A 16,640-nucleotide genomic window follows, 5' to 3' on the forward strand; every position below is an offset into this window, starting at 1 on the left:
CCCGGCCGCGGCTCCCCTGCCGGGGGTGGAGCCGCGGCCGTTCGCGTGCCCCGGTCAGGCGCTGACGCGGCGCCCGGAGCCGCCGTCTTCCGCGTGCCCCGGCTATGTGCCGACGTGGCGTTCGGCCCAGCGCGCGATGTCGCGGCGTTCGATGGCGGCGGCCATCAGGTCGGGGAAGGCGTCGGGGGTGCAGGCGAACGCGGGCACGCCCATCGCGGCCAGCGCGGCGGCGTTGTCGTGGTCGTAGAAGGGCGCGCCCTCGTCGGAGAGCGCGAGCAGCACGATCACCTGCACGCCGGCCTGGGTCATCGCCGCCACCCGGCGCAGCATCTCCTCGCGCACGCCGCCCTCGTACAGGTCGCTGACCAGGACGAAGACGGAGTCGGCCGGGCGGGTGAGGAGCCCCTGGCAGTAGGCGATCGCCCGGTTGATGTCGGTGCCGCCGCCGAGCTGGGTGCCGAACAGCAGCTCGACCGGGTCGTGCAACTGCTCGGTCAGGTCGACCACCGCCGTGTCGAACACGACCAGCGACGTCTTCAGCGACCGCATCGAGGCCAGGACCGCCCCGAACACGCTCGAATACACCACCGAGGCCGCCATCGAACCGCTCTGGTCGATGCAGAGCACCACCTCGCGCTGCACCGACCGCTGCCGGCGCGCGTAGCCGACGAGCCGCGACGGGACGACCGTGTTCCGGTCGGGCAGGTAGTTCTTGAGGTTCGCCCGGATCGTCCGGTCCCAGTCGATGTCGGCCACCCGCCTGGGCCGGTGGGTGCGCGCCGAACGGTCGAGCGCGCCCGTCACCGCCGCCCGGGTGCGGTCGGCCAGCCGGCGTTCGAGCTCTTCGACGACCTTGCGCACCACCGCCCTGGCCGACTCGCGGGCCTGCGCGGGCATCACCCGGTTGAGCGCCAGCAGCGTGCCGACCAGGTGCACGTCGGGCTCCACGGCCTCCAGCATCTCCGGTTCGAGCAGCAGCCTGGTGAGGTTCAGCCGCTCGATCGCGTCCTTCTGCATGACCTGGACGACCGTGGAGGGGAAGTACGTGCGGATGTCGCCCAGCCAGCGGGCCACCCGCGGCGCGGACGCCCCGAGGCCGCCCTCGCGCCGGCTCTGCCCCTCGCGGCCGTCGTGGTCGTAGACGGCGGCCAGGGCCGCGTCCATCTGCGCGTCGGCACCCTGCAGGGCGCAGCCGGTGCCGTCGGCGTCGCCGCCCCCGAGCACCAGCCGCCACCTGCGCATGCGCTCATCCACGGTCTCTCCCGATGATCGCCAGCACGGTCGCCACGGCTCCCGCCGCGCGCCGCTCGTCGATGTGCGGCTCGCCGGTGCTCCCGGTGCCGCCGGTGCCGCTCGCGCGGCCCGCGGCGCTCACCCGCTCGCCGACGGCCCGCCGCTCCGGCACGGCGAAGCCGCCGAACGTGCGGCGCAGCAGCGGCAGCACGTCGGTGAACTGGTCGGCGGGCAGCGCGGTCAGCCAGGCGTCGACCAGGCCCAGCAGGCGCGGGTCGTGCACCAGGAGCAGGCCGCCGCCGGACAGGAACCCCTCGACCCAGGCCGCCGCCCTGACCGGGGTCTGCCCCCGGGACATGGCCCTGGACATGCGGTCGCCCGCGTCGGCCAGCTCGCCGCAGTCGAGCAGGAGGCGGGTGAGCCGGCCCTCGATGAGCCCGTGCAGGTCCTGCCGGTCGGCGATGCCGCGCAACGTGCCCAGCCACCGGGCCCGCGGCGACCCACCCGCCCCGCCCTCATCGGCCGCCTCCCCCGAGTCGTCCCCGTCGTCGGCGTCGGCCTTCGCGGCGGGTCCGTCGTCGGCGTCGGCCTCCGGTTCGGGGGCTGTGGGGGGCGGCGGGCCGGTGGGGGGTTCGGCGAGCAGGGCGACGGCGGCGTGCACGGCGTCGACGTGTTTGAGCAGCCCGGCCGCCGCGTCGTCGTCGAGCGCGGTGACCGCGACCGGCAGCCCGACGCAGATCCGGTCGAGCATCGAGCGCACGATCACCGCCAGCCCCTCGGCCGAGGTGCCGCGCACGTCGCCGTACCGGTGGGCGCGGACCATCGCGGGCAGCGCCGCCATCAGCTGGGTGACGTCGGTGTCCAGCGCCGCCTTGGCCGACAGCGCGGCGAGCACGCCGGGCAGCGCCTGCGGCAGGTCGGCCAGCAGGCACTGCTCCACCAGCGCGGTCAGGTCGGCGAGCGCCGCCGAGGCGGCCCCGGCCAGGTCGCGGGCGCGCCGCGCGGCCGCGGCGGCGACGGTGGTGCCGAGGGCGGCGTGCTCGATGAGGGCGAGGTCGTGCTCGGGCCGCCACTGCAACGTCCAGGACTCGCGGAAGGTGCCCTTGCCGCGCGCCTGCCCCGGCGTGCCCCAGCCCACCTCCAGCAGCCGCAGCCGGTGCAGCAGGTGGCTGCGCTCCAGGTCGAGCGGCTTGCGCAGGTCGAGGTCGAGCTCCCGGTCGAGGGCCTCGGGCCGCAGCTTCAGCCGCCGCCGCTGCTCGCGCAGGTCGCGCTGGAGCGGGACCATCGGGGTGCCGTCGGTGACGTGGCCCAGCCGGTCGGCGACGACCATCCGCCGCTGGATCAGCTCGACGGCCAGGTCGTCGCCCTCGCACAGCACCGCCCTGGCCGCCTCGGTCACCTCGCCCAGCCCGGCCAGCGGCCGGCCGCGCAGCCCGGCCAGGGTGGCGGCCAGGCGGACGGACTCGATGACGTGCGCGGAGGAGACCGGCAGCCCCTCCTCGCGCAGCACGGCGGCGGCCTCGGTGAGCCAGCGCTCGACCGGCCGGTCGGGGGCGGTGAACAGGTGGTGGTACCAGCCCGGCGAGGTGATGCCCGCGCCGTAGCCGCTCCAGGAGGCCAGCCGCCCGTACGTCCAGGGCACCCACGTCAGCTCGGCCTTCACCTTCGGCAGGCCGCGCAGCAGCGCGTTGTCGGCCGCGGCCGGGGGCAGCGGCCCGGCGAGCGCGGGCACGTGCCAGGCGCCGCAGACCACCGCGATCGTGCCGAACCCCTCCTTGATCGCGGCCCGCAGCACCTTGCGCATGTACGCCTCGCGCCTGGCCTCCCGGCCGGCCGGGACATGGCCCTCGCGCACGGCGGCCATGGCCTCGGCGATCACCTCGAAGGGCGTGTCGCCGCGGTGCTCGACGACGTCCTCCCACCAGCGTTCTGGGTCGTCGTGCCCGGCCGCGGCGGCCAGCGCGCCGATCGGGTCGGTACGCAGCCCCTCCCCGGTCCCCTCGCCGGTCTCCTCGCCGGTCTCCTCGCCGGCCTCCTCGTCGTCGGCCAGGGAGTGGGCGGCGGGCAGGTCGCAGAAGCGCACCGGGACGCCGGCCGCGACGCCGTACAGGATCGCCTGCCATTCGGGCGAGAACCGCGCGAACGGCCAGAACGCGGCCCTGGCCGGAGCGCCGGGCACGTGCGCGAGCAGCGCGACCGGCGGCTCCAGGTCGGGGGCGAGCGCCACCAGCGCGTCGGCCTCCGGCGGCCCCTCGACGAGGATCGCGTCGGGGCGCAGGCGGTCGAGCTCGCGCCGCAGCGCGCGGGCCGAGCCGGGGCCGTGGTGGCGCACGCCCAGCACGCGGACGGCGCTCATGACACCTCGCGGCAGGCGCGGTAGAAGTCGCGCCAGTCGGGACGCTCGCGCACCACGGTCTCCAGGTACTCGCGCCACACCACCCGGTCGGAGACCGGCTCCTGCACCACCGCGCCCACGATCCCGGCCGCGACGTCGGCGGGCCGCAGCACGCCGTCGCCGAAGTGGGCGGCCAGCGCGATGCCGCTGGTGAGCACCGAGATCGCCTCGGCCGTGGACAGGGTGCCGCTCGGCGACTTGACCTTGGTGCGGCCGTCCTCGGTGACGCCGGCGCGCAGCTCGCGGAAGACGGTCACCACGCGCCTGATCTCGGCCAGGCCGGTGGAGGTCTCCGGCAGCTCCAGCGAGCGGCCGAGCTGGGTGACGCGGCGGGCGACGATGTGCACCTCCTCCTCGGCGCTGGCGGGCACGGGCAGCACGACGGTGTTGAACCGGCGGCGCAGGGCGCTGGACAGCTCGTTGACGCCCCGGTCGCGGTCGTTGGCGGTGGCGATGACGTTGAAGCCGCGCTCGGCCTGGACCTCGCGGTTGAGCTCGGGGATCGGCAGCGTCTTCTCCGACAGGACGGTGATCAGCGCGTCCTGGACGTCGGAGGGCATGCGGGTCAGCTCCTCGACGCGGGCGACCCGCCCCTCGGCCATGGCCCGCATGACCGGGGAGGGGGTCAGCGCCTCGAACGAGGGGCCCTCGGCCAGCAGCCTGGCGTAGTTCCAGCCGTACCGGACGGCCTCCTCGGCGGTGCCCGCGGTGCCCTGGACGAGCAGCGTCGAGTCGCCGCTGACGGCGGCGGCCAGATGCTCCGACAGCCACGTCTTGGCCGTGCCGGGCACGCCGAGCAGCAGCAGCGCGCGGTCGGTCGCGAGCGTGGCCACGGCGACCTCGACGATGCGGCGGGCGCCGACGTACTTGGGGGTGACGCGGTCGTCGTCGCCCAGGATGTAGCGGGTCACCGCCCACGGCGACAGCTTCCAGCCGGGGGGCCGGGGGCGGTCGTCGTCCTTGGCCAGGTAGGCCAGTTCCTCGGCGTACTGGTCTTCGGCGTGGGGACGCAGGACGGTCATGCGAGCTCCTTGTACATGTCGGCACGGAAACGCAGGAGGGCGGCGACCTGCTGGATCGGCGCCACCGGCGAGTAGCTCTCGGCCAGCGGGAACAGCGCGGGGTCGATGTGCTCGCCCGCCAGCTTGACCAGCTCGCCGAGGTTCCACGGCTGGACGGCCGCCACCTTGACGATCTTGTGCAGGACGGCCGTGGCCAGGCCCTCCCGCCAATGGGACGAGACGCCGCCGAGCACCATGATCAACTGGCTGTCGAGGTCGTGCTTCTTGACGAAGCCCGCGGCGAGCTCCTGCTGCTCGGCGGGCGGGAGCGCTTCGAGCAGGTCGGCGATCGGGTCCCAGCCGAACATCGCGCGCGCCCACTCGGGGTCCTTCTGCAGCACCGCGGCCCGGACCCAGGCGGCCTTCACCTCGGCGTCCCAGTCGGGGACGCGCATCTTCAGCAGCGCGGACGGCGGCCGGCCCCAGAAGCCCAGCGGCGCGCGGGCCAGGATCTGCTGCAGCCACCAGGCCCGCTCGCCGATGCCGCGCGGCGGCTTGGGACGCACGCCGTCGCGCTCCATCGCCCGGTCGCACTCCAGGGGCGCCTCGACGGCGATGGCCGAGCCGGTGATCGACACGCACGCCCGCGCCCGCTCGGCCATGCGCCTGGACAGGCGGGAGCCGGGCAGCCGGGTCAGCAGGTTGGCGGCGGCCTGGCGGACCTCCCGGCGCCGGTCGTCGAGCGCGGCCTCCAGGAACGGCTCGTCGCCCATGGCGAGCCCGTCGGCCAGCAGCTCGACGAACTCGGCCCGGTCGTCGGGCGTCTCCCGCTCCCAGGTGCTCTCCAGCAGCTCCCTGGCCGCGGCGGGGTCGGCGGCGCGCAGGGCGCGCAGGTGGGCGCGGCGGTCGGCGGGGCCGCCGAGCTCCCAGGTCTCGCCGGTCGGCTCCTCCAGCAGGTAGCCCCACGCCGGGTTGAGGCCGGCCAGCCAGCGGCCGCGCTGCCCGGCCAGGACGCCCAGATGGGCGCGGATCGAGCGGTCGCGCCGGCCCCGTTCGAGCAGGTCGGGCAGCACGTCGGAGGGCACCCTGCGGCCGGTCGCGGCGGCCGCGGCCAGCCATTCGGGCAGCAGGCGGTCGTAGTCGCCGCCCATGATCCGGACCAGCCGCTCGGCCGCGCGCCTGCCCACGGCGGGCAGTTCCTCGGCGGGGGCGGGGGGCGGCGGCGCGGCCTCGACCGGGCCGCGGCCCGCGCGCCGCCGGGCCGTCTCGACGGCGGCGGCGGCCAGCAGATCTCCCCGGTACGGCCTGCGGCCGGTGCCCACCAGAGCCGTGGAGGCCAGGTCGTCCCAGGTCACAGGAGCACCGCCGTTCCGTCGTCGTCGTAGGTGGTCAGCGGGCGCAGGCCCTGGGGGGTCCATTCGGCGGCCAGCGTGACGGGACGGCCGCCCGAGACGGCGATCAGCCGCCAGGGGTCGCGGGCCCGGGGGTGCAGCGGCAGCCCGCCGACCGCCGTGCGGCCGGGGACGACGCCGGCCAGCACGAGCGGCCAGGACTCGGTCCAGGGGTCGTCGGCCAGCACCCGCGCCACCTCCTCCAGCGCCTCGCCGGCCGGCACCCCGGCCGGCGGAGCGCTCCCGCCGGGAAGGGGGTCGGCGGGGTGGCGGGCGGCGACGAGGGCGCGGAGGGGGGCGGCGCCCGGGTAGAAGGCGAGGTCGGCGTCGACCGTGGCGCCCGTGACCAGCGAGGCGTCGAGGGCCTGGCCGGGCGGGGCGAAGGAGAGGATGAGCGCCGCCCGGCCGGTGGCGCGGCCCTTGAGCCAGACGCGGCGGGCGGTCAGCCGGTCGTGCTCGTCGTCGCGGCGGCCGAGCACGTGCCAGTGGTCGCGCACCGCCGGCCCGGCCAGCACCTCTTCCCTGGTGACCGGGAACCCGGTGCGGATGCGGACGGTCTCGGCCAGGGGGCCGGGCAGCTCGGCGCGGCGGCGGTGGGCGACGGCGAGCAGGTTGATCAGCGCGTACTCCTCCAGGAGCCGGCCGGGCCAGTCGTCCTCCGCCCGCACCTGGGTCAGCCGGGACACCAGGCCCGCGACGCCGGGGGCCTGGGCGTCGATGAGGCGCTTGGCCAGGCCGTCCCAGTCGTGCTCGGCGGCGGACGCGAGGCCCTGGCGGATCTGGTCGGCCAGCCAGCGCTCCAGCTCCGCCAGCCCGGCCCCCACCCGCGCCTGCCGCACCGACTCCGCCTTCCCCGCCCCGGCGCCGCCGGTCCCAGCCCCGGTCGCGCCCCCGGCCGCGGTCCCGGCCTCAGCCGCGGTTCCGGTCCCGGTCGTGGCGGCGGCGTCGCGAGCGGACTCGGCGCGGGCCGCGGACCTGGCGGCGCGCTCGGCGCGGCCGTCGAGCCACTCGGTGACCCACTGCGGCGCGGCCTCCGCGGCGGGCACGCCGTCGGCCGACCACAGCAGCAGCAGGCCCAGCGCGTGTTTGCAGGGGAACTTGCGGCTGGGGCAGCTGCACCGGTAGGCGGGCTCGGTCAGGTCGACGCACGCCAGGTAGGGCTTGGACCCGCTGCCCGCGCACTCGCCGTAGAGGACGCTGCCCGTCGTGCCGCGCGAGGACCACTTGCCCGCCGCGGCCACCCCCTGAGCCGCCTTCCTGGACGACGCGTCGGGGGCGAGGGCGAGCACCTGATCAAGGCTCCACCGTTCGATCACCTGCCGCAGACTAGCCAGGCCGACCGACAGTTCGCGCGGCGGGCGGCCCGTCCGCCGGACGCGGCCCCCGCGCGCCCCCGGCCCTCGTAAGATCGGCTCTGTGGAGCTGAGGATCTATCCCGACGGCGCGCCCACCGAGGTCGCCGACGAGGCCGCCGCCCTGGCGCTGGCCGCCGCGCTCGACGGCCAGGCCGTCCTCGACGGCACCCGTTTCCTGCGGCGCGACGTCACCGGCGCGCCCGTCGCCTTCGCCGCGCGGCCGCCCGTGGCCGCCGCGCTCGACCTGCTCCCCCATCCGGAGGGCGGCTGGTACCGCGAGACCTGGCGCTCGCCCGTCACGGTCCGGCCCGACGGCTACCCGGGGCCGCGCGCGAGCGCCACCGGCATCTACTTCCTGCTCCAGCCGGGCGAGGAGTCCGTCCCGCACGTCGTCAGGTCGGACGAGGTGTGGCTGTGGCACCGGGGCGGGCCGCTGAAGCTGACCGTGGGAGACCGCGACGTCGTCCTGGGCCCGCTGGTGGAGCGGGGGCAGGTGCCGCAGGCGGTCGTGCCAGGCGGCGTGTGGCAGTCCGCGCGCCCGGCCGGGGACGAGGCGGTGCTGGTGAGCTGCGTCGTGTCGCCGGGGTTCGACTTCGCCGATTTCACCGCGTGATCGTAAAGATCGTCTTATATAGAAGGCATGCCGGGCATCGAGGCGGCCCTGACCGCCGCTGGGAAGAGCGTCGCGGAGCGCGCCATGCGCGAATGGCTGGCCGTCCGGGCCGCGCGCAAAGACCGGACGAGTGAGCTGAAGGACCTGGTCCAGAGCGGCTTTCGCGACCGGCTGGCGCCCCGGAAGATCGACAACCAGCTCCAGGGCATCGCGCTGGCCGTCGAGGGCCGGCTGTCGCGCCTCATCGAGCAGGAGTTCCGCGGGCTGGACGAGTCCGCGCGGGCCGCCGTCCTGCTGGAGACCGTGGCCGCGCTGCGCGCCGCCGACCTGTCGGACGAGGCGCTGTTCGAGTCCGACGCCGACCCGGCCAGGCTCGCCGAGCGCATCCTGGCCGCCCTCCCGGAACCGCGCCTCGGGGAGGCCGAGGACCGCCTGTACGCCGTCCTGCTCGCCGAGTCCGTCGACTGCCTGGTCGGCCTGATGCGGCAGCTCCCCCAGTACGTGCCGCGCGCCGCCACCGAGACGCTGGGCAGGCTCAGCGGCCTGGCCGAGGGCGTGGAGCGGCTGCTCGCCAGGCTGCCGCAGCGCACGCTGGAGGCCCCGGAGGGCACCCAGGACGACGCCGCCTTCGAACGCCTCTATCTCGCCTTCGCCAGCCGCACCCTCGACGAGGTCGAGCTGTTCGGCGTCCGGGTGGAGACCTACCGCCCGCGCACGTCGCTGAGCACGGCCTACATCAGCCTCAACGTCTCCTCCGGCGAGCGCGCGCCGCGCGCGCCGGAGCGGCTGTCGATCGCCGCGCTCACCGGCGGGCATCCCGCCGAGCGCGGCACCGAGCGCATCGAGTCGGCGCTCGGCCGCGCCCGGCTCACGCTGCTGCGCGGCGACGCGGGGTCGGGCAAGAGCACGTTGCTGCGCTGGCTCGCGGTGACCGCCGCGCGCGGCGGCTTCTCCGGCGACCTGGCCGCCTGGAACGGCTGCGTGCCGTTGATGATCAAGCTGAGGAGCCATTCGTCGGGACGGCTGCCCGCGCCCGCCGCCTTCCTCGACGACGTCGCGCGGGAGGTCGCCGGCCGCATGCCGCGCGGCTGGGTGGAGCGCGTGCTGGACTCCGGCCGCGGCCTGCTGCTGGTCGACGGGGTGGACGAGCTGCTCGTCCGGCACCGGCCGGCCGTGCGGGAGTGGCTGTCGCGGCTGCTGGCGGCGTATCCGGGGCTGCGGGTCGTGGTGACCTCACGCCCGACCGCCGCCGACGCCCGCTGGCTGGCCGACGAGGGGTTCGCGGCGTCCACGCTGGAGCCCATGACGCCCGACGACCAGCGGGAGCTGATCCGCCAGTGGCACGTCGCGATGCGCGACTGCCCGAGCCTGCCGTGCGAGCCCGGCGAGCTGGAGGGCTACGAGGTCGCCCTGCTGGCCCGCATGGAGTCCAACCCGCATCTCGGCGTGGTCGCCTCGACCCCGCTGCTGGCCGCCATGCTGTGCGCGCTCAACCTCGACCGCCGCACCCAGCTCCCGCGCAGCCGGATGGGCTTCTACGACGCCGTGCTCAGCCTGCTGCTGGAACGCCGCGACGCCGAACGGCGGATCGACGACGACGTGTCCCTCGACCCCGGCCAGAAGGTGTGGATCCTGCGCGACCTGGCCTGGCGGCTGGTGTCGATGGGCCGTTCGGAGCTGTCGAAGGCGACCGCGCTGCGCCGGGTCGAGCAGAAGCTCGCCTCGATGACCCGCGTCTCGCACACCGCCTCCGACGTGCTGGAACACCTGCTGCGCAGGAGCGGCGTGCTGCGCGAGCCGGTGCCCGGCCGGATCGACTTCGCGCACCGGACCGTGCAGGAGTACCTGGCCGCCGGGCAGCTCGTGGAGGACGAGGACGTCGAGGCCGCGGTCGAGCGGGCCCACCTGGACCAGTGGCGCGAGGTCGTGGTGATGGCCGCCGGGCACGCGAACGGCCGGCTGCGCGGTGAGCTGCTGGGCGGCCTGCTGGACCGGGCCGACCAGGGCGGCAAGCACGCCCGCCGGCTGCGGCTGCTGGTGGCCGCGTGCCTGGAGACCGTCCAGGAGATCCCGGCGGGGCTGCGTGACCGGGTGGAGGCGTGCCTGGCGCAGGTGATCCCGCCGCGTACGGAGGAGGAGGCGACCCTGCTGGCGGCGGCGGGCGAGGAGATCCTGCGCCGCCTGCCCCTCGACCTGTCGGGCCTGCCGGAGCGGCGGGCGGCGCTGACGGTCCGCGCCACGTACCTGACCAACGGCCCGGAGGCCCTGGACCGCCTGGCCGGTTACGCCTCCGACCAGCGCTACGGCGTGCAGGACCAGCTTCGCCAGGGTTGGCAGTACTTCGACGCCGACGTCTACGCCCGCCGCGTCCTGGCCGACATGGAGGAGATCACCTTCTTCGGCACCCGCCATCTCCGCGCCGCCGCCCGCCTGAAGGCGGCCAACGTGACCGTCACCGTGACCGACCCCCTCACCGACCTGCGATTCCTCCGCGCCATGCCGCATGTGCGGGTGTTGAGCGTGCAGGACGCCCCGCTCAGCTCCCTGGACGGCGTCGAGCTGCTGCCCCACCTGCGAACCGTGCAGTTGCGCTGGCTCACCGCGCCCGCGCTCGACCTCGGCGCCATGGAGCGGCTGCCGGCGCTCGACGACCTGTGGCTCCAGGGAGTCCCGTTCGATCCGGGCATCCTCGACCGCCTGCCTCGCCTGCGCGAACTCGGCATCGACCTGCCGGACGACTGTGAGGACTCCTGGCAGGAGCCGCTGTCCCGGCAGAGCGAGCTGGAGTTCCTGTACCTCATGGGAGACCGCCTGCCGGTTCCCGGGACGCTGTTCGCCGGGATGCGGCGGCTCAAGACGCTGTGGCTGGACGGCGTCGCCGGGGCGGCCGCCTGCCTCGACGTCGCCGCCCGGTCCTGTCCCTCCGTCGCCGACCTGTACCTCAACGACCTCGAAGACATCGACCTCGCGGCACTCGACCGCTTCCCCCTGACCAGCCTCCACCTGCGCGGCCTCGGCGCCCTGACGGATCTCGCCCCGCTGCGCGGCCAGGACCGGCTCAGCGGGCTGACGCTGGCCGGCTGCCCCGGCGTGACCGACCTGTCGCCCCTGGCCGCCCTCCCCCGGCTGCGCACCCTGAGCCTGATCAACATGGGGCACGACCTCGACGTGAGCCCGCTGGCCGGGATGCCGGGGCTCACCGTCCGGCTCGGGCGCGCGCAGCGGGTCGTCGGCGGGACCGGGATGCGGATCAAGAAGATGTGACGTCCCGGCAGGGGTGGGCGGCGCCTTTTACAACCCGGAATTTCGTGCTAAACGTGGCAATATCCCGTTCGGAGTTCCCATCAACCGGCCATGTCCGGCCTGGCGCGCTGCCCTGATGACCGTCCAGGCCGTCGTCACAGAAGTCGTCACAGAACTTGCACGGCGTGTACACGTTCACCCCCCCCGGGACGCCCGGCGTCCGCCCGTGCGCGGTCGCCGCCTCCCGCTGGACGAGAAGGGGAACCACCATGACCCTGCCCCTCGCCGCGACCCCCGCCGTCGACTCCGCCCCCGCCCGCCGCCGCGGACTCGTGCTCCTGCTCAGCGCCCTGGCGGGATTCCTGCTGACCGTGGTGTGGTCGGCCGAGTTCGTGGACCAGACGATCGGCTCGACGGTCGCCGACACGATGCTCGGCCGCGACGCCGACGCCACCCCCATCGCCGGGACGCTCTCCGGCATCGTGTTCGCCTTCGCCTCCGGCCTGGCGGGCTCGTTCACCGCCTGCAACATCGCCGCGCTCGGCGCGGTCGCGCCCCTGGTCGGGGCCAGGCCCTCGGTCGGCGCCCGGATCCGCGGCACGCTGCGCCCGCTCGGCTGGCTGGCGGCCGGCGCGCTGGCCGTCTCCGGCGCGTACGGCGTCGTGGTGGGGATCGTGGGCACCGCCATGCCGCAGTTCGCCACGGCCGGGCCCGCGCCGGGCACCCTGTCCCCCGGCCTGATCCAGGCGATGGTCACGTTCGGCCTGATCGGGCTGGCCTTCCTCTACCTGGGCCTGGCCGCGCTCGGCTACCTGCCCGACCCGCTGGCCCGCCACCCGAGGGCCCGCATGGCCGTCATGGGCGCGCTGATCGGCGGCTTCCTGATCGGCCGCCCGTTCCCGCTGTTCCGCCAGCTCTTCAGGGACGCCGCCGAGAGCCACAACCCCCTGTACGGCGCGCTGGCGTTCATGCTGCAGTCGGCCGGCAACATCGTCGTCATGTCGGTCCTGTTCGTGCTGCTCGCCCTGGCCACCGGGGGCCGCGCGCACCGCTGGCTGACCGCCACCCCGACCCGCCTGGCCCTCATCACCGGCGCGGCGCTCGTCGTGGCCGGCGTCTTCACCCTTCTGTACTGGGACGTCCGCATCCTGGCCCGCCGCGACCTCATCTGGTACCCGACGGCGCCCTGGAGCTGACCGGCGCGGCGGCTGCCCGCGGGCGGGCTACCGGCCGCTTCTGCGGGAAGGAGGAAAGGTGACCGTGGGAGGTGCGCGATGAGGGCCGTCATGAACGCCGCGATGTTGCGGATCCGCAGGCACCGGCCGGACCGCAACCCGTTGCGCCGCCGCTCCGACCGGCTGGAGAGCGCCGGGCTGGCGGTGGCGGTGCTCCTCGTCCTGCTGAGCCTCTGGCCGGCCGTGCTGGCCGGCCGGATCACCTACGAGGGCGGCCTGCGCGAGGCCCGCGTGGGCCCCGGCTTCCGGCAGCAGGTGACCGCGACGACGCTGCGGGAGCCGCGGCCCGTGCGGCCGTCGTTCGGCGAGGCGGCGACCAGCATGGTCCCGGCGAGCTGGACCACCCCGGCAGGGGTGGCCAGGACCGGGCAGGTCCAGGTCCCGGCCGGCACGCGGGCGGGCCAGGCCGTCCCCCTGTGGATCGACCGTGAGGGCGACCCCACGACGCCGCCGCCGAGCCGCACGGACGTCGTCCTGCGCGGCGTGGGCATGGCCGCGTTCGTCCAGGTGCTGGCCTTCCTGCTGGTGCTGGGGGCCGTCGCGGCGCTGCGCCGGCTGCTGGACCGGCGCAGGTACGCCGACTGGGACGCGGCCTGGATCCGGGCCAACGACCGGTGGCGCCGCCCGCGCCGCCCGTAGCCGGGCTGTCCGGTTTACCGCCGTGTGTCCGGGCAGCCGTACGCGGGAGGAGGCGAGCCATGGAAGCCAAGGAGTGGACGGTCCGGATCAGTCTGGCCGAGGACGGCGACGACACCTCGGCGCGGGCGGTCCTGACCATCCCGGACGGCACGCGGGTCGAGGGCGCCGGCCACGCCCGCCGCAACCCCGCCGACCCGTCCATGCCCGAGGTCGGGGACGAGCTGGCCGTCGCGCGGGCGCTGGCCGACCTGGCCGGCCGGCTGTCCAGCGACGCCCGGCACGAGCTCGGCGACGGCGGCCCGGTGCCGACCCGGTCGTGGTGAGGGCGCAGGCCCCGGCTTGACGCGCCCGTCCCCGGTCCGCTGACATGGCCCCCGCGGATCGTACGGACCGAGGGGGAGCGCATGGGCGGCAGAATGCACGCGGACGAGGCCGACATCGACGAGGCCCTCGTACGGCGGCTGCTGGCCGCCCAGTTCCCGCGGTGGGCCGGTCTCCCGCTGCGCCGTTCCCCCTCCTCCGGCACGGTCAACGCGGTCTTCCGGCTCGGCGACGACCACAAGGACACCGACCCGGCCATGGCGGCCGACGCCCGGCACGTGATCCGCGAGGTCCTCGGCAGCCCAGCGCACTGAACCGCACACCGGACCGCACGCTGACGGGATTCTTGGGTTTTTTCCGGCGAGATGATTGTCTGTCCGGAGGAACTACGAGGAGGCCACCGGTGAGCCGTCAGATCGTGTCAATCGTGGGTGGGAAGGACACCACCGGCGAGAGCGTGTACGAGTCGACCAACCCCGCCCGCCCCGGCGAGGTCGTGGCCCGGGTCGGCCTGGCCGACGCCGCCGCGTTCGCCGCCGCCTGCCGCACCGCCAGGGAGGCCCAGCGCGAGTGGGCCAAGGTGCCGCCGCCGGTGCGCGGCCGGGTGATCTCCTCCATCGGGCGGCTGGTCGAGGCCAACGCCGAGAGCCTGGCCCGCCTGGTCACCCGCGAGATCGGCAAGCCGTACGCCGAGGCGCTGGGCGAGGTGCGGGAGATCGTCGACACCTGCGACTTCTTCCTGGGCGAGGGCCGCCGGCTCTACGGGCAGACCGTTCCGTCGGAGATGCCGGACAAGAACCTGTTCACGTTCCGCAACCCGGTCGGGGTCGCCGCGGTGATCACGGCGGGCAACTTCCCCGTGGCCGTGCCGTCCTGGTACCTCGTGCCCGCGCTGCTGTGCGGCAACGCCGTGGTGTGGAAGCCCGCCGAGTACGCCGCCGCCTCCGCCGAGGCCATGTACCGGCTGTTCGCCGCCTCGGGGCTGCCCGACGGGGTGCTCAACGTGGTCTTCGCCGACGGCGCGCAGACCTTCGCGGGGCTGGAGCTGGCCCTGGAAGAGGGCAGCGTGCACAAGGTCGGCTTCACCGGGTCGAGCGAGGTCGGCAGGAAGGTCGGCGAGCTGGCCGGTCGCCACCTGCAGTCGGCGTGCCTGGAGCTGGGCGGCAAGAACCCGATGGTGATCATGCCGGACGCCGACCTCGACCTGGCCGTCGAGGGCGCGCTGTTCTCCGGCTTCGGCACCGCCGGGCAGCGCTGCACCAGCCTGGGCACGGTCATCGTGCACGAGAGCGTGCACGACGAGTTCGTCGAGCGGTTCGCGCGGGCGGCCGGCGAGGCCAGGATCGGCGACCCCGAGCAGGACGTGCTGGCCGGCCCGCTGCTCGACCAGAAGTTCGCCGACCGGTACGAGGAGTACCTGACCTGGATCCAGCCCCACCACGAGGTCGTCTCGGGCAGCACGGGCAGGATCACCAAGGACAACCCGCGCGGCGACTTCGACGGCGACGGCGGCCTCTACTACCACCCGGTCATCGTCGACGGCGTGCGGCCCGGCGACCGGCTGTTCCTGGAGGAGACGTTCGGCCCGATCGTCGGCGTGACCACCTTCGCCACCCTGGACGAGGCCGTCGAGCTGGCCAACCGCCCCGGGTACGGCCTGTCGAGCTCGATCTACACCACCGACCCCAAGCACGCCTTCCGCTTCCGCGAGGGCATCTCGGCCGGCATGGTCAGCGTCAACAACTCCACCTCCGGCGCCGAGGCCCACCTGCCCTTCGGCGGCAACGGCAAGTCGGGCAACGGCAGCCGCCAGTCGGGCATGTGGGTGCTCGACCAGTTCACCCGCTGGCAGGCGATGAACTGGGACTTCTCGGGCCGGCTGCAGAAGGCCCAGATGGACGTGGCGGAGATCGTCCCGGACCTGGAGTTCCGGATCTGACACGCGGGAAGCCGCCCCCGGCCGGGGGCGGCTTCTCCTGTGCGCGGGCGGATCAGACCTGGCCGGCCTTCTCCAGGGCCTCGCAGCAGGTGTTCACCAGCAGGCGGGTGACCACGTACGGGTCGACGTTGGCGTTCGGGCGACGGTCCTCGATGTAGCCCTTCTTGTCCACCTCGACCTGCCACGGGATGCGCACGGACGCGCCGCGGTTGGACACGCCGTAGGTGTACTTGTTCCACGGGGCGGTCTCGTGGTGGCCGGTCAGGCGCAGCTCGATGTCGGCGCCGTACTGGGAGACGTGCTCCATGGGCTTGTCGCCCTCGCCGAGCGCCTCGCAGGCGGTGATGATGGCGTCGTAGCTCTCGCGCATCGCCTTGGTGGAGAAGTTGGTGTGCGCGCCGGCGCCGTTCCAGTCGCCGCGGGCGGGCTTGGCGTCGAGGGTGGCCTCGACGCCGAACTCCTCGGCCGTCCGGTAGAGCAGGTAGCGGGCGACCCACATGTGGTCGGAGACCTCAAGGGGGCCGGCCGGGCCGATCTGGAACTCCCACTGGCCGGGCATGACCTCGGCGTTGATGCCGGAGACGGCCAGGCCCGCCGCCAGGCAGCGGTCGAGGTGCAGCTCGACGATGTCGCGGCCGAACACGGCCTCGGCGCCCACGCCGCAGTAGTAGTGGCCCTGCGGGGCGGGGAAGCCGCCCTCGGGGAAGCCGAGCGGGCGGCTGCCCTTGAAGAAGGTGTACTCCTGCTCGATGCCGAACCAGGACTCCTGCTCCGCGTACCGCTCGGCGATCGGGCGCAGCAGGGCGCGGGTGTTGCTGGAGTGGGGCGTCCCGTCGATCTCCTCGACCTCGCACAGCACGAGCACGTTGTCGCCGCCGCGGATCGGGTCGGGGCAGGTGAACACCGGGCGGAGCACGCGGTCGGAGGCGTGGCCCTTGGCCTGGTTGGTGCTGGAGCCGTCGAAGCCCCAGACCGGAGGCTCGGCACCGTCGGCCAGGATCTTCGTCTTCGAGCGCAGCAGAGCCGTGGGCTCGGTGCCGTCGATCCAGATGTACTCAGCCTTGTAGCTCACGGTGGTCCTTTCGGGATTTCTCTCAGCCACGCCGAGTCTTGTGGACGGCCATTTCCCGGTTTTTGCCCGAATGTGAACGCCGTGTTAATCGTGCTGCCACCCGTCCCGCTATTAGGGGGTAAATCCAATAAAAAAGGTTAGCTGGGGCAGGTCGGCCGTCCGGGGGACGGCGGCCGTACGACGATCGAGGCCGGGGGATGATG

General features: G+C 74.7%; 13 protein-coding genes. 7 read left to right on the top strand and 6 right to left on the bottom strand.

All coding sequences use genetic code 11. From position 1 onward, the window contains the following. Nucleotides 1-102: 102 nt before the first annotated feature. Genes ACIBQ8_RS10445 through ACIBQ8_RS10465 form a run of 5 tightly spaced genes read right to left on the bottom strand, consistent with a single transcriptional unit; the run spans nt 103 to nt 7,336 of the window. Nucleotides 103-1,242, bottom strand: a complete 1,140-nt coding sequence (locus ACIBQ8_RS10445) for a VWA domain-containing protein (protein WP_397191960.1) — start codon at nt 1,240-1,242, stop codon at nt 103-105. A gap of 4 nt (nt 1,243-1,246) precedes the next feature. Then, nucleotides 1,247-3,589: a DUF5682 family protein gene (locus ACIBQ8_RS10450; protein WP_397191771.1), complete on the bottom strand. Its 2,343-nt coding sequence runs from the start codon at nt 3,587-3,589 to the stop codon at nt 1,247-1,249. Beyond that, nucleotides 3,586-4,650, bottom strand: a complete 1,065-nt coding sequence (locus tag ACIBQ8_RS10455) for an AAA family ATPase (RefSeq protein ID WP_352357136.1) — start codon at nt 4,648-4,650, stop codon at nt 3,586-3,588. The genes ACIBQ8_RS10450 and ACIBQ8_RS10455 overlap by 4 nt, the downstream gene beginning before the upstream one ends. Further along, nucleotides 4,647-5,984 (bottom strand): DUF5691 domain-containing protein, encoded by a 1,338-nt coding sequence (locus ACIBQ8_RS10460; RefSeq protein WP_397191772.1) that lies wholly within the window; start codon nt 5,982-5,984, stop codon nt 4,647-4,649. Before ACIBQ8_RS10460 ends, ACIBQ8_RS10455 begins: the two co-directional genes overlap by 4 nt. Continuing rightward, the gene (locus ACIBQ8_RS10465; RefSeq protein WP_397191773.1) at nt 5,981-7,336 is read right to left on the bottom strand and encodes an SWIM zinc finger family protein; all 1,356 of its coding nucleotides are present in this window, start codon (nt 7,334-7,336) and stop codon (nt 5,981-5,983) included. Before ACIBQ8_RS10465 ends, ACIBQ8_RS10460 begins: the two co-directional genes overlap by 4 nt. 100 nt (nt 7,337-7,436) lie before the next feature. On the opposite strand from ACIBQ8_RS10465, the gene ACIBQ8_RS10470 reads away from it, so the two are divergent. The 7 genes from ACIBQ8_RS10470 (at nt 7,437) to ACIBQ8_RS10500 (ending at nt 15,365) form a co-directional block, all read left to right on the top strand. Continuing rightward, nucleotides 7,437-7,988, top strand: coding sequence for a cupin domain-containing protein (locus ACIBQ8_RS10470; protein WP_397191774.1), 552 nt, complete (start codon nt 7,437-7,439; stop codon nt 7,986-7,988). Nucleotides 7,989-8,015: 27 nt separating this feature from the next. Then, nucleotides 8,016-11,252: an NACHT domain-containing protein gene (locus ACIBQ8_RS10475; protein WP_397191775.1), complete on the top strand. Its 3,237-nt coding sequence runs from the start codon at nt 8,016-8,018 to the stop codon at nt 11,250-11,252. Nucleotides 11,253-11,500: 248 nt separating this feature from the next. Further along, a complete protein-coding gene (locus ACIBQ8_RS10480; protein ID WP_397176138.1) occupies nt 11,501-12,427 on the top strand; it encodes a hypothetical protein in 927 nt (308 codons plus the stop codon). Nucleotides 12,428-12,505: 78 nt separating this feature from the next. Then, the gene (locus ACIBQ8_RS10485; protein ID WP_397176139.1) at nt 12,506-13,105 is read left to right on the top strand and encodes a hypothetical protein; all 600 of its coding nucleotides are present in this window, start codon (nt 12,506-12,508) and stop codon (nt 13,103-13,105) included. A 59-nt stretch (nt 13,106-13,164) separates the two neighbouring features. After that, nucleotides 13,165-13,428 carry a DUF1876 domain-containing protein gene (locus ACIBQ8_RS10490; RefSeq protein WP_397176140.1) on the top strand — a complete coding sequence of 88 codons (264 nt, stop codon included), beginning with the start codon at nt 13,165-13,167 and terminating at the stop codon, nt 13,426-13,428. Nucleotides 13,429-13,509: 81 nt separating this feature from the next. Continuing rightward, a complete protein-coding gene (locus ACIBQ8_RS10495; RefSeq protein ID WP_397191776.1) occupies nt 13,510-13,740 on the top strand; it encodes a hypothetical protein in 231 nt (76 codons plus the stop codon). A 113-nt stretch (nt 13,741-13,853) separates the two neighbouring features. Further along, nucleotides 13,854-15,365, top strand: a complete 1,512-nt coding sequence (locus tag ACIBQ8_RS10500) for an aldehyde dehydrogenase family protein (protein ID WP_397191777.1) — start codon at nt 13,854-13,856, stop codon at nt 15,363-15,365. A gap of 52 nt (nt 15,366-15,417) precedes the next feature. Here the strand turns inward: ACIBQ8_RS10500 and glnII are convergent, their stop codons facing one another. Then, on the bottom strand, nt 15,418-16,437 hold the full coding sequence (gene glnII, locus ACIBQ8_RS10505) for a glutamine synthetase (protein ID WP_397176146.1): 1,020 nt from the start codon (nt 16,435-16,437) through the stop codon (nt 15,418-15,420). Between the last annotated feature and the right edge of the window lie 203 nt (nt 16,438-16,640).

The sequence above is a fragment of the Nonomuraea sp. NPDC049646 genome, from assembly GCF_044465525.1.
Lineage (GTDB): Bacteria > Actinomycetota > Actinomycetes > Streptosporangiales > Streptosporangiaceae > Nonomuraea.

Coding starts and splice junctions, on each gene's coding strand:
- ACIBQ8_RS10445 (WP_397191960.1), bottom strand. CDS start 1,242: ATGCGCAGGTGGCGGCTGGTGCTCGGGGGCGGCGACGCCGACGGCACC.
- ACIBQ8_RS10455 (WP_352357136.1), bottom strand. CDS start 4,650: ATGACCGTCCTGCGTCCCCACGCCGAAGACCAGTACGCCGAGGAACTG.
- ACIBQ8_RS10490 (WP_397176140.1), top strand. CDS start 13,165: ATGGAAGCCAAGGAGTGGACGGTCCGGATCAGTCTGGCCGAGGACGGC.
- ACIBQ8_RS10480 (WP_397176138.1), top strand. CDS start 11,501: ATGACCCTGCCCCTCGCCGCGACCCCCGCCGTCGACTCCGCCCCCGCC.
- ACIBQ8_RS10450 (WP_397191771.1), bottom strand. CDS start 3,589: ATGAGCGCCGTCCGCGTGCTGGGCGTGCGCCACCACGGCCCCGGCTCG.
- ACIBQ8_RS10475 (WP_397191775.1), top strand. CDS start 8,016: ATGCCGGGCATCGAGGCGGCCCTGACCGCCGCTGGGAAGAGCGTCGCG.
- ACIBQ8_RS10485 (WP_397176139.1), top strand. CDS start 12,506: ATGAGGGCCGTCATGAACGCCGCGATGTTGCGGATCCGCAGGCACCGG.
- ACIBQ8_RS10495 (WP_397191776.1), top strand. CDS start 13,510: ATGGGCGGCAGAATGCACGCGGACGAGGCCGACATCGACGAGGCCCTC.